At 63.0% G+C, this 24825-nt stretch carries 23 protein-coding genes; 4 read left to right on the top strand and 19 right to left on the bottom strand.

The features are described from left to right. Nucleotides 1–108: 108 nt before the first annotated feature. Nucleotides 109–1890, top strand: a complete 1782-nt coding sequence (locus tag GXB81_RS01360) for a helix-turn-helix domain-containing protein (protein WP_205988093.1) — start codon at nucleotides 109–111, stop codon at nucleotides 1888–1890. A 39-nt stretch (nucleotides 1891–1929) separates the two neighbouring features. Here the strand turns inward: GXB81_RS01360 and GXB81_RS01355 are convergent, their stop codons facing one another. From GXB81_RS01355 to GXB81_RS01330, 6 genes are all read right to left on the bottom strand, one after another. Continuing rightward, complete coding sequence (locus GXB81_RS01355; protein WP_167037401.1) at nucleotides 1930–2919, bottom strand: ABC transporter ATP-binding protein; 990 nt, start codon at nucleotides 2917–2919, stop codon at nucleotides 1930–1932. Continuing rightward, on the bottom strand, nucleotides 2916–3977 hold the full coding sequence (locus GXB81_RS01350) for an ABC transporter ATP-binding protein (protein ID WP_205988092.1): 1062 nt from the start codon (nucleotides 3975–3977) through the stop codon (nucleotides 2916–2918). Before GXB81_RS01350 ends, GXB81_RS01355 begins: the two co-directional genes overlap by 4 nt. Then, nucleotides 3974–4762, bottom strand: coding sequence for an ABC transporter permease (locus tag GXB81_RS01345; protein ID WP_167037407.1), 789 nt, complete (start codon nucleotides 4760–4762; stop codon nucleotides 3974–3976). Before GXB81_RS01345 ends, GXB81_RS01350 begins: the two co-directional genes overlap by 4 nt. A gap of 9 nt (nucleotides 4763–4771) precedes the next feature. Then, entirely contained in the window at nucleotides 4772–5710 is a 939-nt protein-coding gene (locus tag GXB81_RS01340; protein ID WP_167037410.1) for an ABC transporter permease, read from the bottom strand. Between the two features lie 61 nt (nucleotides 5711–5771). Further along, nucleotides 5772–7256, bottom strand: coding sequence for an aldehyde dehydrogenase (locus GXB81_RS01335; RefSeq protein ID WP_167037413.1), 1485 nt, complete (start codon nucleotides 7254–7256; stop codon nucleotides 5772–5774). 52 nt (nucleotides 7257–7308) lie between these two features. After that, nucleotides 7309–8289 carry an aldo/keto reductase gene (locus tag GXB81_RS01330; protein ID WP_205988091.1) on the bottom strand — a complete coding sequence of 327 codons (981 nt, stop codon included), beginning with the start codon at nucleotides 8287–8289 and terminating at the stop codon, nucleotides 7309–7311. Nucleotides 8290–8386: 97 nt separating this feature from the next. Here GXB81_RS01330 and GXB81_RS01325 point away from each other — a divergent pair, with 97 nt between their 5' ends. Both GXB81_RS01325 and GXB81_RS01320 read left to right on the top strand, forming a co-directional pair. Further along, nucleotides 8387–9178 (top strand): alpha/beta fold hydrolase, encoded by a 792-nt coding sequence (locus tag GXB81_RS01325; protein ID WP_205988090.1) that lies wholly within the window; start codon nucleotides 8387–8389, stop codon nucleotides 9176–9178. Nucleotides 9179–9296: 118 nt separating this feature from the next. Further along, complete coding sequence (locus tag GXB81_RS01320; protein ID WP_167037422.1) at nucleotides 9297–9935, top strand: GntR family transcriptional regulator; 639 nt, start codon at nucleotides 9297–9299, stop codon at nucleotides 9933–9935. A gap of 123 nt (nucleotides 9936–10058) precedes the next feature. On the opposite strand, the gene GXB81_RS01315 is transcribed toward GXB81_RS01320, so the two are convergent. The 7 genes from GXB81_RS01315 to GXB81_RS01285 all read right to left on the bottom strand — a co-directional run bounded on the left by GXB81_RS01315 (nucleotide 10059) and on the right by GXB81_RS01285 (nucleotide 18106). Further along, entirely contained in the window at nucleotides 10059–10652 is a 594-nt protein-coding gene (locus GXB81_RS01315; RefSeq protein WP_167037425.1) for an amino acid synthesis family protein, read from the bottom strand. A 2-nt stretch (nucleotides 10653–10654) separates the two neighbouring features. Next, nucleotides 10655–11062, bottom strand: coding sequence for a carboxymuconolactone decarboxylase family protein (locus tag GXB81_RS01310; protein WP_167037428.1), 408 nt, complete (start codon nucleotides 11060–11062; stop codon nucleotides 10655–10657). A gap of 31 nt (nucleotides 11063–11093) precedes the next feature. Next, nucleotides 11094–11939 carry a hypothetical protein gene (locus tag GXB81_RS01305; RefSeq protein ID WP_205988089.1) on the bottom strand — a complete coding sequence of 282 codons (846 nt, stop codon included), beginning with the start codon at nucleotides 11937–11939 and terminating at the stop codon, nucleotides 11094–11096. Further along, complete coding sequence (locus tag GXB81_RS01300) at nucleotides 11936–13690, bottom strand: hypothetical protein (protein ID WP_205988088.1); 1755 nt, start codon at nucleotides 13688–13690, stop codon at nucleotides 11936–11938. The genes GXB81_RS01305 and GXB81_RS01300 overlap by 4 nt, the downstream gene beginning before the upstream one ends. A 204-nt stretch (nucleotides 13691–13894) precedes the next feature. Further along, nucleotides 13895–15067 carry a porin gene (locus GXB81_RS01295; protein ID WP_205988087.1) on the bottom strand — a complete coding sequence of 391 codons (1173 nt, stop codon included), beginning with the start codon at nucleotides 15065–15067 and terminating at the stop codon, nucleotides 13895–13897. Between the two features lie 241 nt (nucleotides 15068–15308). Continuing rightward, on the bottom strand, nucleotides 15309–16850 hold the full coding sequence (locus tag GXB81_RS01290; protein WP_205988086.1) for an ABC transporter substrate-binding protein: 1542 nt from the start codon (nucleotides 16848–16850) through the stop codon (nucleotides 15309–15311). A 350-nt stretch (nucleotides 16851–17200) separates the two neighbouring features. Beyond that, nucleotides 17201–18106 carry a LysR family transcriptional regulator gene (locus GXB81_RS01285; RefSeq protein ID WP_205988160.1) on the bottom strand — a complete coding sequence of 302 codons (906 nt, stop codon included), beginning with the start codon at nucleotides 18104–18106 and terminating at the stop codon, nucleotides 17201–17203. 173 nt (nucleotides 18107–18279) lie between these two features. Between GXB81_RS01285 and GXB81_RS01280 the strand changes: the two genes are divergently transcribed. Then, on the top strand, nucleotides 18280–19725 hold the full coding sequence (locus tag GXB81_RS01280; RefSeq protein ID WP_205988085.1) for an MFS transporter: 1446 nt from the start codon (nucleotides 18280–18282) through the stop codon (nucleotides 19723–19725). 186 nt (nucleotides 19726–19911) lie between these two features. On the opposite strand, the gene GXB81_RS01275 is transcribed toward GXB81_RS01280, so the two are convergent. The 6 genes from GXB81_RS01275 to GXB81_RS01250 all read right to left on the bottom strand — a co-directional run bounded on the left by GXB81_RS01275 (nucleotide 19912) and on the right by GXB81_RS01250 (nucleotide 24808). Then, entirely contained in the window at nucleotides 19912–20820 is a 909-nt protein-coding gene (locus GXB81_RS01275) for a DMT family transporter (protein ID WP_345890997.1), read from the bottom strand. A 130-nt stretch (nucleotides 20821–20950) separates the two neighbouring features. Beyond that, nucleotides 20951–21784, bottom strand: a complete 834-nt coding sequence (gene aroE, locus GXB81_RS01270) for a shikimate dehydrogenase (RefSeq protein ID WP_167037998.1) — start codon at nucleotides 21782–21784, stop codon at nucleotides 20951–20953. Then, nucleotides 21784–23004 (bottom strand): CoA transferase, encoded by a 1221-nt coding sequence (locus GXB81_RS01265; RefSeq protein WP_167281379.1) that lies wholly within the window; start codon nucleotides 23002–23004, stop codon nucleotides 21784–21786. The genes aroE and GXB81_RS01265 overlap by 1 nt, the downstream gene beginning before the upstream one ends. Then, on the bottom strand, nucleotides 23004–23465 hold the full coding sequence (locus GXB81_RS01260; protein ID WP_167281381.1) for a MaoC family dehydratase: 462 nt from the start codon (nucleotides 23463–23465) through the stop codon (nucleotides 23004–23006). The genes GXB81_RS01265 and GXB81_RS01260 overlap by 1 nt, the downstream gene beginning before the upstream one ends. A 3-nt stretch (nucleotides 23466–23468) precedes the next feature. Next, nucleotides 23469–23861 (bottom strand): VOC family protein, encoded by a 393-nt coding sequence (locus GXB81_RS01255; protein WP_167037450.1) that lies wholly within the window; start codon nucleotides 23859–23861, stop codon nucleotides 23469–23471. Then, nucleotides 23858–24808 (bottom strand): ketopantoate reductase family protein, encoded by a 951-nt coding sequence (locus GXB81_RS01250; RefSeq protein WP_205988084.1) that lies wholly within the window; start codon nucleotides 24806–24808, stop codon nucleotides 23858–23860. Before GXB81_RS01250 ends, GXB81_RS01255 begins: the two co-directional genes overlap by 4 nt. Nucleotides 24809–24825 lie beyond the last annotated feature (17 nt).

The raw sequence follows: 24825 nt of genomic DNA, 5'->3' as shown, positions 1-24825 counted from the left end.
GCTTTCGACGAAACGCGGCAAAGAAATGAAAGCACCTGATCGTTAACACCAATGCACGGGCACTATGAAAAGTTGAAACTGAAAATTTGTCACAGTACGATCCGCTGCATGGACAACACTTTTCCAGCTTCAATCGCTGTCAAGTCATCCCAAGCTCATTTCTCACGCCTCGCCGACATCGCGAAACTGGTCAACGAGAGCAGCGATCTAGGCACGTTGCTTGATAGCATCACCAATGCCACCTGTCGTTACACGACATGGGACATGTGTTCGATCATGAGCGTCGACGAAAACGCGGGACTGTCGGTTCTGATGGCACGCTTCGACCCGTTCCTCGTCGATCCGTCAAGCGCCTCGACGCGCTGGGAACTGGCGACCAGTCCGGTCAGGAAGGTGCTCGACGAGCAGCGGCCGCTCATCATTCCGGATGCGCAGCGCTCCGATTATTTGCATTACCAGCAAGACGCGCTGGCCCGCCACTACCACACCGTAGCGATCCTGCCGCTACCGGCAACCGATCAGTACGAGCGACGGATGATCCTTGCCGTGCAGTCGCGAGAGATCCTCAACGTAGACAATGACGAACTCGCCTTCCTCAAGGCGATTGCACAGCTCGCGGCGATCGCGGTCGGCAAGGCCCAGCGCCTGCGCGAGGAAACGGTACTGTCCACGCGCGTCAAACACACAATCGATTCGGTTAGCGAACTGATGCGCCGCGTTCTGTCCGACGAAGCGCCAACCGCGGTACTGTCCGCCGTCGAATCGCTGCTCGATTGTCCGATCGCGGTGGTCGACCGGCCCGCTCAGGCCTTGATGAAAGGACAACGCGCCGCTGATCCGCAATACGCTAACGCGCTCGCGGAGATGCTGCGAATCGAGTTGAACGACGAAGCGCAGTGGCAAGCAAAAACATCCGACGATTCGACAAGCCCCACATCCACGCCTGTGCATCGGCGCGAGGTGCTGCGCGTCGACGGCCAGCAGGCCGGCGCACTCTATCTGCTGACCGATGAAGAACGCTTCGATCCGGTGGATGAGCTGCTGATCCGGCAAGTCGCGTTTGCGCTGTCGGTCATGCTGATGCGTACCGTCATCCGCTTCAAGGAGCGCACGGAGTCCCAGTCGAAAATCCTCGACGACCTGCTCTCGGGGCGCGACCTCGACGACGACCTGCTGTCGCGGGCAGCGCATTGCGGCCTACCGCTCGGCACACCGAACCGGCTTGTGCTGATCGGCATCCGGGGAGACGCTGAAAGCGCGCGGCAAATACTGCGCGGCAATCATCGTGCGATCTCGTCCGCTCTCGCGAACGCCTGGTCCGCCAACATCACCGTTGTTCCCGCGGGAACGTTGCTGATGGCGCTCATCTCCGAAGCCGAGGGCATTCCGGAAGCGCGGCGCCGCGACCTGATGCGGCGCTCACTGGAACTCGCCGACCGGCTGACCGGCAGCGCTTGCGTCATCGCGCCGGGTCCCGTATGCCATGCTCCGCATGATTACGCGCCGGCATGGCAGGCGTGCCAGCGCGCGTTCCGGCTTTCCGATCGTTTCGCACGTAGCGGTGTCGTTCACGAAGAGGACTTCGGCCCTTATGGACTCGTGTTCTCCGCGTTGTCTTCCTCGCAGGTCGACGTTTTCGTCGCCAACACGCTCGGTGCGCTCGATCAGTATGACGCCCAGAATCGCGGCGATCTGCTGAAGACACTCGAAGCTTATCTGGACTCGGGTTGCAGGCTACAAAAATGCGCTGATGAACTGAAAGTACATGTGACGACGATTCGCTATCGGATGGAGCGTATTCGTGAGGTGCTGGGCAAAGACGTCGACGACGCAGAGACTCGATTCAGCCTTGAACTCGCGTTCCGCCTGCGCCGCTTGCAACACATGTGAGTACCGGGCGTAGCCCCGCCAACGAAACCAGAACCGCGCCTACAACACGTCGTCGCGAATACACGCCTTGAAATGCAACGGCGCAATTTCGCGCAGCACCGGACGTTGTTGCGCGCATTCCGGTTTCGCGTAAATGCAGCGTGTGCGGAACACGCAGCCGCTTGGCGGCGACACCGGATCGGCCACGTCGCCTTGCAGCACGACACGCTTGCGTCTCATGTCGGGCCGGTCGTCAGGCACCGCGGAAATTAGCGCCTCGGTGTACGGATGCTTCGGCGTTTGCGTAATTGCTCTCGCCGGGCCGATCTCCATGATCTGCCCGAGGTAGACGACCGCAATACGATCCGACAGATATTCCATCACGGCAAGATCGTGCGAAATGAACAGCATCGCGAGGCCCAGCCGCTGCTTCAGCTCGTCGAGCAGGCTCACGATCTGCGCCTGGATCGACACGTCGAGCGCGGAGATCGGCTCGTCGGCCACGATGAACTTCGGATTGACCGCGAGCGCCCGCGCAATGACGACACGTTGCCGCTGACCGCCGGATAACGCGGTAGGACTCCGGTCCTTGTAGTCGTCGGACAGCGACACGAGATCCAGCAGTTCGCTGACGCGCCGATCGACGTCGCGTTCGGTCGCATGAATCTTTTGCACGCGCAACGGCTCGGCGATCACGTCACGAATCTTCATCCGTGGATTGATCGAGGCAAACGGGTCCTGAAAGATGATCTGCGCGCTCTTCCGGTAATCCCGCAGTCCGGCCGCGTTGAGCGCCATCACGTCCTTGCCGTCGAAGCGGATCGCACCGTCGGTCGGTTCGATCAGCCGTAACACCGAGCGGCCGATCGTCGTCTTGCCTGAACCCGATTCGCCGGCAAGGCCAAGCGTCTCGCCTGGCGCGATGTCGAACGACACGTCGTTGACCGCATGCACGTGACCGACCAGCTTCGAGAACAGGCCACGGCGAATGTCGTAGAGCTTGCGCAAATGACTGACGCTGATCAGCGGTTGCGTGGAAGTCGGCGTCATGATGGTTGTCCTTGCAATACGGGCGCGCATTGCGGTACTTGCCGCAATTCCCGCCAACGCAGGCAGCGCACCTGGCGAAGCCCGTCATCGGTCGTTTCGAGGGACGGCACCTGCGTATCGCAGCGCCCCGCGACGGCATGCTCGCAACGCTTGTGAAACGTGCAGCCGGCCGGCAGCGCGGCCGGATTGGGCGCGCCGCCCGGAATCGGCTTGATGCGATGACGCACGTCGCCAAGACGTGGACGGGAACGCATCAACGCCTGCGTGTAAGGCATCAGCGGCTGGTTGAACAGATCGCTAACAGGACCCGCCTCGACGATTTGCCCCGCGTACATCACCAGCGCGCGGTTGGCGATTTCCGCGACCAGCGAGAGGTCATGCGTGACGAACAGGATCGCCATCTGCGTTTCCTGCTGCAACTGCTTCATCCGCTCGACGATCTGCGCCTGCACGGTGACGTCGAGCGCGGTGGTCGGCTCGTCGGCGATCAGCAGCCCCGGGTGGCAGGACAGCGCAATCGCAATCATGACCCGCTGCCGCATGCCGCCCGACAGTTGATGCGGATAGCTATTCAGACATTTGGCGGGACTCGGAATGCCAAGCATCGAAACGAGCCGCAGCGCCTCGGCCGCGCGTTCCTTCGACGACATCCTGCGATGCACGCTGAGCGCTTCCTCGATCTGCGCGCCGATCGTGTACAACGGATTGAGCGACGACATCGGCTCCTGGAAGATCATGGCCACGTCGTTGCCACGCACGCGCCGCAATTCGCGCTCGCGCAACCCGACGATATCGACGGTCTGCCCGCCCTTCTTCGCCAGATTGATCGAGCCTTTCACCGACGCGTTGCTGCCCGGATTCAGGCCGAGCAGCGCGAGGCCGGTCGTCGATTTACCGCAGCCGGATTCGCCGACGATCGCCACGATCTCGCCCTTGCCGATCGAGAACGACACGTCGCGTACGACCGTGACCGGCGGTGTATTGCGTTTGCCCGTATCGAACGATACGGACAGATGCTCGACCGAGAGAACGCGTGAATCTTCGAACGTGGTCGTCATTTGATGCTGGTTCCGATCAGGTAGAAGCCGAACACGGTCGCCGCAACCGCCGCGCCGGGCGCGAGGCTCATACCGGGATTCATCGCGAGATAGTCGAAGCCGGAGCGCACCATGGCGCCCCAGTCGGGGGTCGGCGGCGGCATGCCAAGGCCGAGAAACGACAGGCTGGCCGAAGTGAAAATCGAATACGCGACGGTCAGCGCGAACTGCGCGGCAACGATGCGCATCGTGTTCGGCCACACATGCTTGAGCATGATCCAGTCGGCGCGCGCGCCGACTGCCTTCGACGCCTCGACGAACACCGACTCGCGCAGCGCGAGCGTCTGCCCGCGCACCAGCCGCGCGATCCGCGGCCAACTGACGAAGCCGAGCACCAGCACGAGATTGAATAACGTGGGGCCCACCATCGCGGTGATGATGAGCGCGAGGATCAGACCAGGCAGCGCGATGAAAATGTCGATGATCTGCGTCGCGAACAGGTCCACGCGCCCGCCGAGATAACCCGCTACGAGCCCGACCGGAATGCCGATGATGGCGGCCATCACCGCCGCGCCGATACCGACGATCAGCGAAGATTGTCCGCCGTAAATCAGCCGCGAAAGAATGTCGCGGCCGAGCTCGTCGGTGCCGAGCAGGTTGTCCGCGCCGGGAGGCGCGAGAAACATCACGCTGCTCGCGGTCGGATCATGCGGCGCGATAAGCGGCGCACATAGCGAAATCGCGATCATGACGAGCAGGATGAACGCGCCGATCTGCACCTTGGGACGCATCAGGATTTCGCGCATGAATAGCTCCTAGTTCAGCCGGATCTGAGGATTGATCAGCGTATACACGACGTCGGCGAGCAGATTCATCAGGATCACCGCGACGATGATGAACATGCCGATCGCGAGCATCACCGGATAATCGCGCGACAGGATCGACGTGACGAACAACTGGCCGATGCCGGGCATCGAAAAGAGCGTTTCGGTCACGACCGCTCCGCCCATCAGTTGTCCGAGACTGATGCCGATGTACGTAATCACCGGCAGGATCGAATTGGGCAGAATATGGCGGAATGACACGCGGTGTTCGGACAGCCCCTTCGCTCGCGCGACACGAACGAAGAGACGCTCTCGCACCGCCTGGTATTCGGCGCGATAGACGAGCGTGAACGCGCCGAAGTAGTACGCGGCAAGCGTGATGGTCGGCAGGATCAGATGCTGGAGGTGCGTGAGAAGACCGTGGTCCCAAGGCACCCAACCCACCGACGGCAGCCAGCCGAGCTTCACGGAGAAGATGAAGATCGCGACCATGCCGAGCATGAAGTTCGGCACCGTCATGCCGATGATCGACAGCACGGTGACGAACGTGCCGATCACACGCTGGCCGACGGTCAGGCTGCTCAGCCCCACCGAGACCACGGTTGCAAGCAGGATCGACAGCACGGCCAGCTCGACCGTGACCGGCAACGAACGCATCAGCATCTCGGCGACGGTCTGATGCGTCGTGTACGAGCGCCCCAGGTCGCCGGACAAGGCGTGGCCCATCCAGCTCAGATATTGCGTGACCACGGGCCGGTCGAAGCCCATCTGATGGCTCAGTTCGGCAACGGCCTGCGGGGTCGCATCCTGGCCGAGCATCAACGCGGCCGGGTTGCCGAAGAACACCGCGACGCTAAAGAACAGCAATACGGTCACGAAGATCAGATTGGGCGCGGCCCAGACGAGCCGCCTGCCTATGACTGTCAGCATAAGAGAATGTCCCTGTATGGCACCTACACGTACGCGAACGCCGCTGCGCGTATGGCTGCGCCTAGCGCATCACGAACGGATCGGCGAGCGCCTCGCCCCCGACTTCGATCATTACCGCCTTCGTTTCAGTGTAGTCCTTGAGCGCGTCGATACCGGCTTCGCGACCGTAGCCGCTCTGCTTGAATCCGCCGAACGGCACATTCACGCCGGTGACGCGATAGGTGTTGATCCACAGGCGGCCCGCCTGCACCGCACGCGCGGTACGCATCGCGCGTGGAAAGTCGCGGCTGAAGATGCCGCCGGCGAAGGCATAGTCGCTATCGTTAGCGATGCCGATCGCTTCGTCGTCGGTGCGGAACTTCAGCACCGACAGCACGGGACCGAACAATTCCTGGCGCACGACCGGATAATCGCCGCGATCGCATAGCGCGATCGTCGGCTGGAAGCACTGGTTATGCGGCAGCCCCGCAACACGCTTGCCGCCGGCGACGACCTGCGCGCCCTGCTCGACCGATTGCGCGAGCAGCGTCTCGATGCGGGCGACCTGCCGCTCCGTTGCAAGCGGCCCCATGTTGGTCGAGGCCTCCATCGGGTCGCCGATCGCGATCGTCTTCACCCGTTCGACCAGACGCTCGACGAGCGCGTCGTGAATCGATTCGTGCGCGATCAGTCGCGAGCCCGCCGCGCAACTCTGTCCGCTCGCGCCGAAAATACCGGCCACGATACCGTTGACGCAACTGTCGAGATCGGCGTCGTCGAACACGATTACGGGCGACTTGCCGCCCAGTTCGAGCGAGAGCTTCGCGATGTTATGCGCGGAGTTCGGAATCAGCTTGCGTGCGGTCTCGACACCACCGGTGAAGGCGATGCGGCGCACGAGCGGATGACTCGTCAGCGTGATCGCGCACGGATTCGCGCGGCCCGATACGAAGTTGATGACGCCCGGCGGGAAGCCCACTTCATGCGCGAGCCTCGCGAGCGTGAGCAGCGGTGTCGAGGCATCTTCGGAAGCCTTGACGACGATCGTGTTGCCGGTCGCAAGCGCCGGCGCGATCTTGTAGGCAGACAATTGCAGTTGCGAATTCCACGGAATGATCGCCGCGACAACACCAACCGGCTCGTGCAGCACGAGATTGAGCATGTTCGGCGCGGACGGCGGAATGTCGCCTTGCAGCTTGTCGGCGAGACCGGCGAAATACGTATACGCACGTGCCGTGTGCGCGGCCTGCCAGGTCGTTTCCTTCAGCAGCTTGCCCGTGTCCTGCGTCTCGACATAACCGAGCCGGTCCTTGTGTTCGACGAGCTTGTCGGCGAGCTTCTGCAGCAGCGCGGCGCGTTCGTTCGGCGTCATCTTCGGCCACGGGCCGCTCGTGAACGCGCGATGCGCGGCCCGCACGGCGCGATCGACATCGGCGGCGCTCGCGTCGGGAATCGTCGCCCATGCGCGGCCGGTCCACGGATTGACGCTTTCGAAGGTACGACCGTCCTCGGCCTGTACGAATTCGCCGTCGATATACATCGCGAAACTTTCGGTTTGCTGATTCATTGGCATGCCTTGAGAATGTGCAGCAAATGAGGGGAAACGCGCAGCGGCTGCCTCAGTGGCTTTTCGCGCCGAGCGGACGCGTTTCGTAGGTGCCGGCGAGCGCTCGCAGTTCCTCCTCGTCGAGCTTCAGATCGAGTGCGGCGACCGCGCTCGCGACGTGCTCAACCTGCGTCGCGCCGAAGATCGGCGAGATGATGCCAGGCTGCGCGAGCGCCCACGCCAGCGCGACCTGACTCGGTTCGACTCCGCGCTTCGCGGCGATCTTCGCGACGCATTCGAGTGCCGCGAAATCGCCCGGGCGGTGATAGTGCTTCAGTGTGTAGTCATCCGAATCATGTCGCGCGGTCGCGTTGCGCGCATCGCGCCGGTCCGCGCACAGGAAGCCGCGCGCGAGCGGACTGAATGGGACCAGCGCGATATCGTAGGCGCGGCAGAACGGTATCAGTTCGCGCTCGGCTTCGCGATGACAGACGTTGTACTCGCACTGCATCGACACAAACGGCGTACGTCCCATCTGTTTCGCGAGATTCACGCATTGCACGAAAGCCCAGGCGGGCATGGTCGTGGCGCCGACGTAGCGTACCTTGCCGCTCTTCACGAGATCGTCGAAGGCGACGACGAGTTCTTCGAGGTCCGTGTCCGGTTGCCAGATATGCGTTTGCAGCAGATCGACGTAATCGGTCTTCAGGCGCTTCAGCGACGCATCGACCGCGCTGAAGATGTGCTTGCGAGAGTAGCCGCGCGCATTCGGATGCGTGCCCATCGGATTACCGAGCTTGGTGGCCAGCACGATCTCGTCGCGGGATGCGTAATCCCATAGCACATTGCCGAGCACGGTCTCGCTGGCACCCGCCGAATAGAAATCGCAGGTATCGACGAAATTGATGCCCGCCTCGACCGCCGCGCGCAGGATCGGCCGTGCTGCGTCTTCTTCGAGCACCCACTTGCGCCACCCCGGGTTGCCGATACCCATCGCGCCGAAGCCAAGGCGGGAAATGCGCAGGCTCGAGCGGCCTAATCTTGCGTACTCCATGGATGGAGGTCTCCGTATTCGCCAGATGTTGAGGTCAGTCTAGTCGAAATATTTTTTGTCAGCTAGTATCTCGTATACCAACAGATTAACGGAGACGATGCAAGTGGAAAAATATGTTTCTGCCGACGGCCTGGAGCTTGCGTACAAGATTCAGGGGTCCGGACCATTTGTCACGCTGATACACGGCATCGGCGCGGATCACGCAAGCTGGGACGCGATCGCGAGCCAGCTCGAGGCGCACTTCACGGTGCTACGCGCGGACTTGCGCGGCCACGGCGCATCGAGCCTGATCACGCGCTGCTCGCTCGATGACTTCGTCTCCGATGTCGATGCGCTGCTCGATGCTGTCGGTGTGCAAAAAACGCATCTGGTGGGCTTTTCTCTCGGCGGCCTCATCGCGCAGAAATACGCGGTGGAAAACTCGGCGCGTCTGAACCGGCTGGTGCTCATCAGCTCGGTCGCGGAGCGCACCGACGAGGAACGCGCGCGCGTGCTGAAACGCGCCGACCAGATCGACCGCGAGGGCATCGCGGCGGTCGTCGCGGCGGCGGAAGATCGCTGGTTCACGCCGGCGTTCAAGGCGGCCAACCCGCAACGCGTCGCGTACCGTCTCGAACAACTGGTGAAGAACGATCATCGGTCGTACGCGGCCGCGTATCGCGTGTTTGCGGCAGCGGATCGCGGCATCGCATTCGATCGCATCAGCGTACCGACGCTCGTGATGACCGGCGAGAACGACCCCGGCTCGTCGCCACGGATGTCGCGCCTGTTACATGAGAAAATCGCCGGATCGCAGCTTCGCATCCTGCCGGAGCTGCGTCATAGCGTGCTGCTCGAAGCACCGGACCTGATTGCCGGCTTGCTGCTCGAGTTTCTGCAGCCGGAATAAAACCCAGCACGGGCCGCACATGACGGCCCGCATTCAAACATAGGGTGGAACGATGACAGAAGACGCAACGGTTGCCCAACAAGTAGGCTTGAGCGTCGCCAAAAACGAGACGATCCGCATGAAGACGCTAAACGTTCTGCGTGAAGCGATCATTGCGGGACGGCTCGCGCCGGGCCAGAAGCTGATCGAGCGCGATCTATGCGAACAGACCGGCGTCAGCCGCAGCAGTATCCGCGAGGCGTTGCGCAATCTCGAATCGGAGCGTCTGGTCGAGAGCCTCGATACCAAGGGCGTCGTGGTTGCAACTCTGACGCCCGAAATCGCCACGGAAATCTATGAAATACGGGCGGCGCTCGATTCCGAAGCGGCATTGCATTTTGCCCAGCGCGCGACCAGTGAGGACCTCGCCGAACTCGAAGACACCTTCAATGCGCTGAAGAATACGCCGGTCGAAAACGACGAAGCGTTCCTCGCCGCTTCGAATCGCTTTTACGCGATCCTCTATCAAGGCGCGCGCAACGAGACCGCCAAGCACGTCATGCAGCTTCTCGGCGCCCGCATCAGTTTGCTGCGCGCGACCACGACGCGGCGCTCGCCAGTGGAACGCCGTCACGGAACGGTCGAACTCATGGGCGAGATTTTCAAGGCGCTCAAGAAGCGCGACGGCAATGCCGCTGCCTTGACGATACGCGCGCTCATCGAGCGATCGGCGCAGTCGGCGACGGCCCTGCTCAAGGACGGGCAAGCGAATCGCTAGACACGCTCCACGCGCTGTGCCGCTGACAGCAGCACAGCGCCACCGGACCTACGCGGAGTGATGCGGCGGCGGCCCATGCCGCCTCATGCCGTGGCACTGCCGCCTTTCTCGCGCCTGCCGGTTTCAATGCGCCGCGTTCTCGCGCTCGATCTCCTGCATGTCCTGATGCCGGTCTCCGATACGCGCGTGCGGTCGTCCGGCTGTCGACGCGCCAAGCACGATCACGATCTCATCGGGATTCGGTGCGTCGGGAATGGCGAACTCCAGGGTGATGAAGTGCGAACGCGCGGCGCCGTCGTGAATGTGCTTGATCGGCACCTGCAGCGACGTGTTCAGTCCACCGCGCTTGTTGGTGAACGACAGAAAGCTCTCCGCTTCGACCGCATGGCGATAGTGATTGCCGAAGCGCAGGTTGTGAATCACGGCGGACGCGTGTTCGATTTCTCCGCCTCCACCGACTACCGCGCTCTTGCCGTAGGCTTCGATCGCCTGCTTGCCGCCGATCTCTTCGAGCATGCGTGCCACCATCACCTTGCCGAGTTCGCCGCAGCCATCGCGCTGCTCCGGCGACAGATCCTCGACGAAGCCGCGCCCGAACCACGGATTGCGAATCACCGCCGCAACGCCGACAAGCGTAACGGGCGTAGCAAGCGCCTTGTCGCCTTCAATGAAGGTCGCTTCCTTGTAGACCACGATTTTGCGAATCGAAAACGGCATCGTCATTCCTTGGGATCAGCAGCAGGTTGAGAGGCGGCGGCGAGTTCGGCCAGCACCTTGCGCGCCACGCGAAAACAGTCGACACCGACGGGGATGCCGCAATACACCGCGATCTGGATCAGCGCCGCGCGCAGTTCCTCGTGGCTCAGGCCGTTCTTGAGCGCCCCGCGCACATGCAGCTCGAACTCGTGCATCTTGCCGAGCGCAGCGATCATGCCGAGATTGAGCAGACTACGCTCACGCGGCACGAGCGTCGGGTCGCCCCAGCACGTGCCCCAGCAATACTCCGTGACGAGCTCCTGGAACGGCCGGTTGAAATCGTCAGCACTCTTGAGCGACTGATCGACATAGGCATCGCCCAGCACATCACGACGGCGGCGTTCGCCGGTATTGAATCGTTCGATATCCAATCCTGATCTCCTCAAAACGACTGTCTTACGATCACGGTGTCGGACTCGCAGCCTGGAAGCCCGCCTGGGCCCGCGAGCGCTCCGACGAGGGCGCCCAGGTACGTGTCTCGAGTTCGTACAGGAACCTGAGGTCGGCGGTAGCGACGTCGACTCCGTGCGCATAGGCCCGTCTCAACGCACCGCTCACATCCTTGCAAACCATGCCGGAACGACGCGCCGCAAGCTCGGCGAGATCGTCTCTCGCGACGAAAGGAAATGCGATGAGTTCGAGGGCCGAGGTTCCAGCACCGGTTGCATCGGCTGCCAGCAAGGCCGCGGCGGATGGCACGTCGCCGACTTCGTGCAGCAGAACCATCAGGTCATGAATCGCGGCGCCGCCAGGATCGCTGGTCAGCGACGTTATCGCGCCGCCGCTCGTGGCAGTATAGAACCGCCATGCGCCATGCGGGTCGCCATTCGTCAATAGAAGCCCGATGCCCCGCTGCGCGGCGATCGTCGCCGTACCGGCCAGGCCGATCTCGTCCGCGAGGTGGTTCACGGTGATACGCACGGCGCCGCGCCTGCGCCTCGCGAGCCCGGTGATCAGATCGACCGCCCGGGGTCCGATATCGAGCATCGAACGGCCCGCTGCGTCGATAACGCCGCTCGTTTCGCTCGTGCGATCGAAGCGCGGTTCATCGCTCGCGAATGCCGCGAGCAACGCGGCTTCGTTGCGACGCAGCGCGGCAAGCGTATCGCCGTCGAGCACTTCGGAACAGGTCAGCACGCGCGCCATGGCTTCGACCGCGCCGAGCGGGCAACCGAACGCGCGCAGACTCCACCAGGCGACGCGCGTGATTTCCGATACCGCGGCTGAGGTGTAGGTCGGCTCGGTCATGACAGCATCTCTGTCTGGGTGGCGGGCTCGGCCGGGTAGCGCCAGTCGCGCGTCGTGCCCTCGGCGATTTCGGCCGGCAGCGGAACCCCCTGGAAGAAGACGCCTCGCACATAGCGAATCGACAGCGGCGTCGAGCATTCGATGCCGAGCGACGCGAGGAAAAAGCGGATCAGTTGCGCCGGGACAAAATCCTTGTGGATCAGGTTGTCGCGAATCTCCGCATAGGGAAGGCCATCGAGATACTGCACGCGCGACACGGCCATCTCCAGATCCGGATGCGCGAACATCAGCTCGCCGACCAGTTCATCGTCCGCGTAGCTCGCAACGACGCAGGCGAGGCGCTGCACGATGCCAATGTGATCGACGAACGATTCGTACTCCTCGCCAGGATCGAGCACGCGTTCGCCGCGCCGTTGCTCGCCGTTGTCGACGGAGTGATACCAGAAATGCTGACGCGTCTTCGACAGCAGTGTGTCGTAGCGCAGCGCCCACGCATAGTTCTTGCGCAACAGGCCGCGCAACTCGCCGACCGTCATCTCGGCGACGACGCCGCGCTCGCGCGCCGCGCCGATCACGAGGTAATCGGCGAAACGGTCCGATACGTCGGGGTACAAATCGATCAGCGCGGAGTTCAGTTGCTCCTGCGTTTCGGCATCGAATGCCGACGCGGCCTGCGCGAAATCGTTCCAGAGAGAAAAAGCCCGGGACCCATCGAGCCAGCCGACGATGGTGCGCAAGTTCGCCGCGATGACCTTGTTCGGCACGACATAATCTTCAGACTGAACCTGGACCGTGTCGCAGTACGCGGCCACACGGGCGACCAGGCTGACGAGACGCTCGCGGCTCGCCGCATCGACGGGCATCGACTTCGCGTATGCGAGGGCGGCTTCGCGCACGGTCAGCCACGTCGACACCCAATGCGGCCAACGCTGCAACGCCACGCACATGCCCTGCCCCGACGAGTTGCCGACCGCGAGATAACGCGCAACCTCTTCGGAGAGTTGCGCGGCGCGCGGATTACGCGCTCGGGCGATCGCGTTGACCAGATCGATCGACACCTGCCGAACCATGTAGAGACCGAAGAGATCCGCGAAGAAGGGATGGCACAGCGGGTGGTCGGCGGCGATGCCCTGATACGAGATCGATCCGTTGCGGCCGCTGCCCTGAAATCCACCGTTGCGCAGCAGATAGGCCGAGGCGCTGCCGATCAGGCCCGGCTCCGGCTGATGACCGGCCACGAGTGCATCGACGACGTGATCGAAAATGCGCGCGCTGCGATTGGCCGGGGTCCAGCCGAGCACCATGGCATCCGTGCGCATCGTCTCGACGTTTTTCAGATCGAACGTGGCGAATTCGCGCTCGATGCGCGCCGCGTTCGGTGTTCCGACAAACAGTGCGCCGAACATGTCGCGGTTTGCGCCATCGGAGCGGCGCCCCACCTTCTCCTTGCCGTCCCATTCGTATGCGCGCGCGATATAGGTGAAGTCGATTCCGCGTGCGCTGATGCGGTAGACGAGGCGGCCTTGCCCGTTTGCGTCCGCCTCGCAGGTTTCGAGCGCAATGCGCCAGCGCTCGTCGATCATGCGGCGCGCGAGCACATAGGCAAAGCTCACGCGCGACGCCTTCATCGCACCCATCAACGGACCCTGCATGATCGACTCGGCGGGCCGCATATAACCGATGATCTTCTCCGCGGCACCAGCGCCAGCCAGTTGCGTCGCGGCGGCTTCCAGAAAGGGGGGCAACTCCATCGGCATTACAAGTCCTTTCGCGTTGCTGAAATGAAGTGCTCGGCACGTTGATCGAGCGATGTCTTATTGTATACCATCTTCCAATGCGTTCCTAGTTGCCGTGTTTTAGCCGGCGCCACCGGCAATTGCCGATGGCAGATCGGCGCCGGCGATCGTCCGCATTCGCGCGCGACGGCAGGCGCCGCGCGCGAAAGGCGGCAAGGCTCAGAACTTGTGCCGGATGCCCGCGACCGCGACGACCTGCCGGTTCGTGGACGACTGCGTCGCGAAAGCGATCTGCGCGACTGCGTTGGCGCCGGTCGAGTCGTGTCCCGATGCCTGCTGATAGATGCCGACCAGGTATAGATCGGTGCGCTTCGAGAGGTTGTAATCGACGCCGAGATTGACCTGCTGATAGCGCGCGCCCGAGAGTCCGCGCAGGCTGCCCGCCGCCGTGTACGTGTACGACGCGCCGAGTTGCAGCGCGGGCGTCAACATGTACTTCGCGTTCGCTTCGATGATGTTGAATACCGCCGTGCCACGCAGCCCGTTGCTCGCGCCCGCGACCGCCAGGGTGCCGAGATTGTTGAAAGACGCGTGGCTATAGATGGCGCCGAGGGTCGCATCGCCGATCTTGTAATTCACGCCCACCGCGGCGACATCCTGCGAACCGGCGGTGGCAAGACCGGAAATCACCGGACCCGACATGTTCGAACCCGTGCTGCTGTCATTGGCCTTATTGCCCCACAGCGAATAATTGGGGTTGCTTGCGTGCGTGTATTGGGCAGCAGCGGTCAACGGCCCCATGCTGTAGCCGGCCGCGAGCGAGTAGATCTGGTTGCGCGAGAAGTCGCCGGCCACGCCGCCGAACGAATAAGTGCCGCCGAACGAAAAGCCGCCGAAGCTCGGCGACTTGTATTTGACCGCGTTGTTCACCCGGTACGTGCCGTCGAGATTGTCCAGATCAGCCGGATGCGCGCCGAAACCCGCGCCGCCGAGCGCCCACTGCGCGGCCGCGGTCAACGCGCCGACGTAGTCATAGCCGCTCAGATACTGACGTCCGAGCAGCACCTGCCCCCACGTCGGCGCCGCCAGCCCGACGTAGGCCTGGCGACCGAAGAGATCGCCGTTCTGCCCGAGCGCGCCGGTCGATGAACTGAAGCCGCCTTCGAGCGTAAAGACCGCGGACAGTCCGCCGCCCAGGTCCTCGGCGCCGCGCATGCCCCAGCGGCTACCCGATTCGCTGCCGCTCGCGAGCGCGAACTGCTGCCCGGTACGCGCGTTGTTGTTGAACATCAAACCTTCATCGACGATACCGTATAGCGTGACGCTGCTCTGCGCCATCGCCGCGCCGGAACCGCCCGCGAGAAGCAGGACTGCCAGGGAAATCTTTTTCATTTTGTCTCACCAATAGGAAGGAGCTTGGGATCACCTATGCATCATCCATCACAACATATGGATACCTAATCGATATGCAGGCGCGACGATGCCTCTCCCCACACAGGAGAGATACGTCGTCAGTCCGTCACGCCCGCCCGGCTTTGGCTCATCCGCGCGGGACCGATGCTACGATGCGCTTGCCGTACCGCGCCGCCGGCCGGCGCTCCCTGCCCGCCCCGGCCTGTTCGGCGTCGCCGCGCTACGCCGGCGACTTCCACATGTTGCGGAAACGTGGAATCTCGTCGGGCAACCACACGTGGTTGTGCACGTTGTTGCGCATCGCTGCGTATTCAATCGAAAAGAACAGCGGCACGTACGGCAGATCGCGCGTGACAATCGCCTCGACCTGACCGTAGAGCCTCCTGCGCGTCGCCTGATCGGAGGCGTCGCGTGCCTGCTGCAACAGTTTGTCGACGTCAGGGTTGTGGTACTTCGTCGTGTTCTGCGCGCCGGTGCTGCCGAGCAGCAGCGGAAACAGGCCGTCCGGATCGGGACGCTGCGACCATCGGATCGGGCTGAAGTTGATGAGCCCCTGCGAGAGACGCGGATACCAGTCGCTTTGCGCAATAGGATCGAGCCGCACCGCAATGCCGACCGCCTTCAGCTGCTCCTGAACGAGCTGGTTGATCTGCTGCATCAGCATGATCTGCGGCGTCGACAGGCTGACCGAAAGGTTGGTGACGCCCGCTTGCGCAAGCAGCGCCTTCGCCTTGGCCGGATCGTACGGATACGACTTCACCGTGGGGTCATACCACCACGCGCCCGGCGGCGCGATCGACTCGGCGATCGGCGCCTTGCCATTCATCAGTATCTCGACCATGCGTTTGCGGTCGATCGCATACGCCACCGCCTGGCGCACCAATGGGTTGTTGAACGGCGGCCGGTCGACCTGCCATTGCAGCGCATACCAGCGGCTCGCCGGGCCCGCGTCGAGCACGATGCCGGGCTGGTTTTCGATCGGGCGGATGTCGATCGGCGATAGCGCCGAGATGTAGTCGACCTCGCCGGTGCGCAAGCGCTGCATCGCGATGATCGGATTGGACGTATCGCTGAATACGACGCGATCGAGATACGGCTTGCCGGGCTCCCAGTACTTCGGATTCCTGTCGACGCTCAGCGAGTTGCCCGGAATCCACTCCTTGAACACGAACGGGCCGGTGCCGACCGGGTGTGTCGCAAAGTCCTTGCCGTATTTTTTCATCGCCGTCGGCGACGCCATGAAGCCTTCGCGCTGCGCGAGCATGCCGAGCAACGCCGGGCTCGGCGATTTCAGATGCAGCGTGACAGTCTGCGGATCGTTCACTTCCACGCTGTCGAGAATCAGCGTCAGTTGCGGCCGCAATGGCGAGCCGACCGCAGGATCGAGCCGCCGGTCAAGATTGTCCTTGACCGCGGCGGCGTCGAACGGCGTGCCGTCATGGAACGTCACACCTTTGCGCAGATGCAGCACGAGACGCTTGCCGCCGTCGAGCGTGTCCCAGCGCTCGGCGAGTTCCGGGCCGATGGACGCGTCGGGGTTGATCGACAGCAAGGTGTTGTAGATGAGGTAGAGCGGCTGGCGCTCGGAGAAATTGACCGAAAACGTCGGATCGAGCGTCTTCGTGTCCGACGCAAACGCCACGCGCAGCGTGCCGCCGCTGACCGGTTTGGTCGAAGTATCCACGGCGGCCCGGCCGCTCTGCATGAACAGCATCCCGGCGGTGGCAGCGCTGGTGGCTGCCAGGAAGGTACGGCGACGCATCGGACAGACTCCTATAGCTCAAATACCTAGCTGATCGGATGTAGAATGATAGTATTCTGTCTGACAAGCAATCGGAAAAAAATAAGTAGTTTCCATGTTGTGGTCGATACAACACCTGGCATCGCGGTGATGAGAGGGGGGCTCCGCCCGATCAGTCGCGATCAGGCAGGGAGATCAGCAGGAAAGCGGGACTTACACTTATGCCGGCGAAAGTTGACGCGCAAAGGCGCAGGTGTCTGCGGCCGCACCAATGCCATATGCCACGAGAAGGCAGCGCGGCGGATAACCGCGCGGTCGCAACCCCGCTCGAACTCGCGCGGCGTCCCAGCCTCGGTGGAACGCCGTCGAAATCATCGCGTTCCGCCAAATAACTCCGCTACCACGCCGCGCAACCAGCGATTGCCCGCTTCGTGATGGTACTTGGCATGCCAGTGTTGACGGACCGCAAAGCCATCGACCGCAAACGGGCATGAATGAATCGCGATGTCGTTCATCTCGGCAAGCGTTTCGCCGATGTTGCGCGGCAGCGTGGCAATCAGATCGGTCGTCCTGATGATCGAGCCCAACCCCAAAAAGCCCGGCAGTTCAAGTACGACGTCGCGGTCGATGTTCTCGCGCAGCAACGCCTGCTCCAGCAGCTGCGCCCCCGTGCCGGCCGCTATCACCACATGCCCCTCGGCACGGTATTGCCTGAGACTGAGCCGGGTCCGCACCCGCGGATGATTACGGTTCGTCAGGCATACCCAGTCCTGGTTATACAGTTGCTGCTGGTACATCCCAGCGCCGAGCCAGGGCACATACCCGATCGCAAGATCGGCCTCTCCCGACTCCAATGCCCGCTCGGTATTGCCGTCGATCCTTGCCGCTTCGAGGCGGATGCCCGGCGCCTGATCCCGCACGTACGCGAGGATTCGGGGAAGCAGCGTGACATGGCTTGCGTCGGTCATGCAGATGCGAAAGCGCCGCTTGGCAGTGGCGGGATCGAAGGCGATCTCCCATGCGGCAAACCGCCGAAGCGACTCCAGGATTTCGCGGCACGGGCCGATCAATGCATCCGCCTGTGGAGTCGGCGTCATACCGCCCGGCGTGCGGATAAACAGGGGATCGCGCAAATGATCGCGCAAGCGTCCGAGCCAGATGCTGACTGTCGGCTGGCTTTGCCCCAGTTGCTCGGCGACACGCGTCACGCTCCGCACGTCATACAGCAGGTCGAAGAGCTGAAGCAGTTTCAGATCGGGAAGCTCGGTGAGATCCATGAGGTTATTGTCGCTCGCAATATCCTCATTGTAGTCATTGCATTGCGCATGTGAACCTCGCCTCGTATCGTTGGCGGCGATTCCCATGCGCCGGGGCTCGGCGCCGAATCAATCCACTCCCAGAATCGCAGCCATCGACGCTGTGCCAGTCAATCCAGAATCAGGAGACACTCATGCAAATCAAACTGCCATCGCATGGCAGCCCCGGCGACAACGCCGCCGACGCGAAAGCTCGCAAGCAGGCGAAGAAGGCCACCGCCAGCGGCTGGATCGGCTCGGCGCTCGAGTACTACGATTTTTTCATCTACGCACAAGCCGCCGCCCTGATCTTTCCGCAGATATTCTTCCCCAAGGGCAATCCCACGATCGCGATCGTCGCTTCACTCGCGACCTATGGCGTCGGCTACGTGGCACGACCTATCGGCGCATTCGTACTCGGTCACTGGGGCGACACGCACGGCCGCAAGACGGTACTGCTGATCTGCATGTTTATGATGGGCTTCTCCACGATGGCCGTGGGTCTGCTGCCGACTTATCAATCGGTCGGCCTGCTGGCGCCCGCGCTGCTCGTCGTGCTGCGGCTGGTACAGGGTTTCGCCGTCGCGGGTGAAATTTCGGGCGCCAGTTCGATGATCATGGAGCAGGCGCCGTTCGGCCACCGTGGTTACTTCGCGAGTTTCACGCTGCAAGGCGTACAGGCGGGCCAGATTCTCGCTGCCGCCGTGTTTCTGCCGCTCGCGTACTACATGCCCGAGAATGCGCTCGTTTCATGGGGCTGGCGCATCCCCTTCCTGTTGAGCGCCGGCGTTCTTCTGGCCGGTTACATCATCCGCCGCGAGGTCGAAGAAACGGCAGCCTTCGCCAAGGAAGACGAAAGCGGCCAGGTCGCGCGCGCGCCGATTCTCGAAGCGTTCAAATATAGCTGGCCCGACATGATTCGCGTCTTCTTCATGGCGTTCATGAACGTGATTCCCGTGGTCGCGACGATCTTCGGTGCCGCCTATGCCGTTCAGCCTTCATACGGCATCGGGTTTCATCCCAGCGTGTATCTGTGGATTCCGGTGGTCGGCAATATCGTGGCGGTCATCGTCATTCCGTTCGTCGGCAATCTGTCCGATCGCATCGGGCGCAGAATGCCGATGATCTTCGGTGCCCTGTCATCCGGACTCCTGTCGTTTGCATATCTGTACGCCATCAGCATCCACAATCTGCCGCTTGCCTTCGTCATGTCGATACTGATGTGGGGTGTCGTCTATCAGGGCTATAACGCCATCTTCCCGAGCTACTATCCCGAGCTTTTCCCGACCCGTTTCCGCGTCTCGGCGATGGCCATCGCGCAGAATCTCGGCACGACCCTCACCGCGCTGCTCCCCGCCCTTTTCGCGGCAGTGGCCCCGCCGGGGTCTCACAATGTGCCGATGCTCATCGGCTCGCTGACGTTCGGCGCGACGGTCGTTTCCGCGCTGGCTGCATGGAGCGCCAGGGAGACCTATCGGGTACGGCTGCAAGACCTCGGTGACGACAACGCGGTCCCCATCCCGAAGGAACAGTATGAATGGCTCCGGCAGCAAGCGCTCACCGGAACGGAGCTCGCGAAGACGGCGGTACAAGCCCGCTAAGGGTGGATGAGACCGCTCCCGCGGTAACGCGTGGAGCGGTCTCGACGTCCGGCGCGTTGCATCCGCGCCGCCTTCGCGCACGGCACTGCCCGCGGTTGTGCAAACGTGATATGCAACGCTGCTTCGCCTCGCCGCCCTTGCCCTTGCCCTTGCCCTTGCCCTTGCCCTTGCCCTTGCCAAGAGAGATCATGCCGGCAGCGCACGACCACGCGCATGCAGGACGATCGTGCCTAGTCCACTGACGGCAATCACGATCATGCCCACGGCAGTCCAGACGCTGGGAACCCTGCCAAAGAACGCCCAGCTGAATAGCGTGGCGAAAGCAAGCTGCGCATAGCCGAATGGCGTGAGCACGGCAAGCGGCGTTCGGCGCAACGCCTGAAGCATCAATAGATGGCCGAGCGTCGAAAGAAAGCCCATCGCGAGCACCATCAGCCAGCTACCCACGGTCACTTTGCGGATTGCCGGCAAAAGGTCCGCCTGATCGACCCATAGCAGTCCCGCGAGCGCGATACTCGCGACCACGGCGGTGATGAGATTGGTGGTGATCGGGTCGCCTGCGGTCGAAAGCCGGCTCGATACGACCTGAAAACATGCGAAGGTCGTGGCTGCACCAATGGGAAATGCAACCGCCCAGCTGAATTCGCCGCTGCCCGGCTGCACGACGATCAGCATGCCGATAAAGCCCAGAACGACCATCGACCATTTGCTCTTCGTTACGTCTTCGTTGAGCAGAATGGCCGCCAGCAGCGTCGAAATCAGCGGCGCCATCATCGCCAGCGAAGTGGTGACCGGAAGCGGCAAATAGCGCAGGCCGGCAAACGTGCAGGCCGAATTGACGAGGAGAAAAAAGGCGCGCAGGAATTGCAGTTTCAGCACGCCGACCTTGCGAAAATGCCCGGCACCGCGCCGCGCCTGCCAGGCGCCGAGGGCGACGGCCTGAAAGCTGTAGCGGCCGAAAAGAAGAGCGAGTAGCGGCACCGAAGCGCCGATGGCCTTGACCACCGAATCGCTCGCGGCAAACGTGGCGGTCGTCGCGACCATCATCGCAATGCCGAACTCGGCGGTCATGGGGAACGTAATCTGGCGCTTCAATTCAATCCCTGTGATGTTGCATGCCTCGAAGCGCTTTTCGATGCATTTTTCGCTACGCCCCTCGCTGCATTTTTCGCGCGCCGGCTCGCCAGTGCTAAACGTGATGGAGCCGGCGTCGCGCGGATCAGCGTCAATCGAGCGGCACGGTCAGCCGGTCGATCACTGCTCGCGTCTGCGGACGAACGCCGCGCCACCATTCGAACGCTTCGGCCGCCTGTTCGACCAGCATGCCGACACCGTCGGCGATACCTTGCACGCCCGCCTCGCGCGCAAGCCGCAGAAACGGCGTGAGCCCTTTCCCATAGGCGAGTTCGTACGCGCCACCAGCCGGACTGAATACGCCGGGCGAAACAGGCGGCAAGTGACCGCCAAGACTCGCCGACGTCGCGTTCACGACGAGGTCGAACGGCTCCATCGCATCGAGATCCCGGTAACCGCATGCGATCAACGGACAGCTCGTTGCGACTTGCGCCACCAGCGCCTCGGCCTTCACTACGTTCCGGTTCACAACGACCAGCTCCGCCGGCCGCGCCGCGATAAACGACAGCAAGGCGCCGCGCACCGCGCCACCCGCGCCCAGTACGAGCACGCGCTTGCCCGCCATCGGCCGGTTCAGATTGACTTCGATGTCGCGCACGAGGCCGACGCCGTCGAAATTCTCGGCAACGATCCGGCCGTTTTCGAACTTCATCGCGTTCACGGCACCGGCAAGCGCCGCGCGTTCGCTGCGCTCGTCAGCCATCGCGAAGGCTTGCAGCTTGAACGGTGCGGTGACGTTCAAGCCCCTGCCGCCCGCGGCGATAAACGCCCTGACCGTTTCGGCAAACGCGCCGGCCGGCTCGAGCGGCCCTTCTATCGCCGTATAGGTGATGTCCTGCCCGGTCTCCTGCGCAAACAGGCCGTGGATCAGCGGGGATTTCGTGTGTCCGATCGGATGGCCGATCACCGCATATAAATCAGCCATCATGCAGCCCTCTTCGAAAACAGCACGCCGTCGGCCTGCATGGCGTCGATCTGCGCAGCGTCGAAACCCAGCGACTGTGCAACTTCAGCATTGTGCTGACCGAGGTCCGGGCCGACTTCGCGGATCGACGTATCGCAGTCGGAGAAACGGAACGGCAGGTTCGGCAGACGCAGTTTTCCGAAGCGCGGATGGTCCTGTTCGATCACCATGCCCCGTGCGACGATCTGCGGATCGGCAACCACCTCGTCGATGCGCTGAACCTTCGCGCATGGCACGTCGACTCCGTCAAGCAGCGCCAGCACCTCGGCCACCGGCCGCGCGGCCACCCACGGCTTGACGACGGCGAGGATGTCCTCGCGATGGGCGTTGCGTCCGTTCAGCGCGTGGAATCTCGCGTCGGCACCGAAGCCGGCCGGACCGCCGTGCTGTTCGACGAGCGCAGCGAAGCGCGCCCACGAATCGTCGACCTGCGCGGCGATCACGAGATCGCCGTCGGCCGCGCGAAACACGCCATACAGCGTCGACGTCGGCATGTCGTGCCCCGTCTGCTCGGGCAGCACGCCCTGCATCGTGTAGCACTGCACCGCGTATTCGTGCATCGACACCAGCGTGTCGTACAGCGCCATGTCGATATGCTGGCCGCGGCCGCTCTTCACGCGGCCGAGCAACGCGGCGTTGATCGCGGCCACCGCATGAATGCCCGTGTACATGTCACCGAGCGAAATCCGCATCAGCGGGGGCGGCTCGCCGGGATTGCCGATCATCTGCATGATGCCGCTCTTCGCCTCGGCGATCAGGCCAAAGCCCGCGCGATGCGCGTCGGGTCCTGTATGGCCGTATGCCGAGATCGAGCAGTACACGAGGCCCGGATTACGCTCGGACAGCGCGGCATAGCCGAGGCCGAGCTTGTCCAGCGCGCCGGGTCGATAGTTTTCGATAAATACATCGGCCGAATCGCACAGGCGCCGCATGAACTCCTTGCCGCGCGCATCTTTCATATCGACGCTGACGCCGCGCTTGCCCATATTGAGCTGCAGGAAGTAGGCGCTTTGCTGGTCGTCGAGGAGGGTCGCATGCTGCCGGCCGGCGTCACCGCTGCCGGGACGCTCGACCTTGATGACTTCGGCACCGAGCGCCGCGAGACAGCGGCCCACATAGGGACCGGCGAGAAAGTGGCTGTAGTCGACGACGCGAATACCTTCGAGAGGACGGGCCTGCATCAGTTCGCTCCCGGGCGGCGCGGCACCATCAGGCGATGTTCGCCGCGCTGGACCACCTGGCCGTCCTGATTGATCAGCTCAGACGGCAGCACGACGATGCCCCAGTCCGGACGGCTCTTGCTCGCGCGCATGTTGCTCACGCGAAACCTGACGTGCAGGACGTCGTTGACCTTGATCGGCAACAGGAAATCCCAGGTCCAGCCGAGCGACATGCCCGGCAGGAACCGGTAGTCGCTCTGCGTCTTCAGGCCGTCCGCAATCGACAGCCCGAACAGCCCGTGCGCGACGATCGAACCGAAGTGGCTCGCGTTCGCGTAGGCCTCGTCCACATGCACCGGCGTGTGATCGCCGGTCAGATCGGCGTAGGCGAGAATGCGTTCTTTCGTGACCGTATAGGTCGGGCTCACGCACTCGTCGCCGTCCTTCGCGTCGTCCCAGTACTTTTCGATGATCGTGCTCATGCTTTACGCCTCCGCGCGTGGATTGATCGCCAGCGCCTGCGCAACGCACGCGGCAGGTTTGGCCTGAATGAGTTCGACCGCGAGCCCGTCCGGCAAGCGCAGCCAGTTGCGTCCCTGCGGCATTTCGCCGACACCGAACGCCTGCGCCGCGGCGAGCGCGGCCTCGAGGTCCTCGCACATCACGCCGAGATGGCCGAGCCGGCCCTCGGGCCCGTCGAAGCGCGGCTCGTGAATGAACTGCAAGCCGCCGAGCGTCCAGTACTGACGCGGCGCCTCGCGCGTGCCGTCCACCTCGCGCATCGTCATGCCGAGGACTTCCTCGAAGAAGCGGATATGCCACTGGATATCCTTCACCCAGATCGCGACGTGCTCCAGATACGCTTTCGTGCCGCTCATGCCGCCGCTCCTGCTTTCTGGCGATCGGTCATGGCCCGTTCGATGCCCTTGATGCATGCCACGAGCGTCGAATTAACAGGAGTCGGCACGCCGAGACGTTGGCCCCAGCGCACGACCACGCCGTTGATGAAGTCGATTTCGGTAACCGAACCTTTTTCCAGGCTTTGCAGCATCGAGGTCTTGAAGGCAAGCGGCAAACCTTCGGCGGCGAGCGTCCACGCCTCTTCCGCCCGGATCATCGAAAGACGAATGCCGGCGGCCTTCGCCGCGGCCATGGCCTCTTCGATCGCGGCCAGCGCGGTCGCTTTCAGAACCGGCTCTTCGTAGAGTTGCCCATACGTCAGACCGGTAACGCCGGTGATCGCGCCGGTCGCGACGTTAATCAACAGCTTGTCCCACATCGTGCCGAGGATGTTGTCGCTGACCATGGTCGTCAGGCCGGCGCTGTTGAACGCATCGGCGATGGCGCGGACCCGCTCCGTCACCTGGCCGTCGAGTTCGCCGATGATCGTCAGTTTTCCGCTCACGCCCGACTCGATATGTCCGGGTGCCTTCAGTACGCCGCCGACATAGGTCTTGCCCGCCAGCACACGCTCGCGGCCGACGATCTCGCTCAGCACGTCCTCATGGCCGAGGCCGTTCTGCAACGACAGGACGAGCGTGTCGGGACCGACGAGGGCGAGCGCGCCGCGCATCGCCGAATCGGTATGGAAGGACTTGACCAGTACGATAACGAGGTCCACCGGTCCGACTTCGGCGGGGTTCATCGTGGCGCGGACCTTGACGCGGCGCGAGCCATTGGCGTCGTCGACTTGCAGGCCGTCGCGGCACATGGCCTCGACGTGCGCCGCAAAGCGGTCGACCAGCCACGTCTCGTGGCCGCCTTCGGTGAGTGCGGAGCCGATGGCGCAACCTAACGCACCGGCTCCCAGAAATGCGATCTTCATGCGGGTCTCCGTGATAG

The sequence above is a fragment of the Paraburkholderia sp. Ac-20336 genome, from assembly GCF_017105025.1.
Lineage (GTDB): Bacteria > Pseudomonadota > Gammaproteobacteria > Burkholderiales > Burkholderiaceae > Paraburkholderia.
The sequence above is the reverse complement of the archived record's forward strand: the minus strand, read 5'-3'. Positions and strand labels throughout refer to the sequence as shown.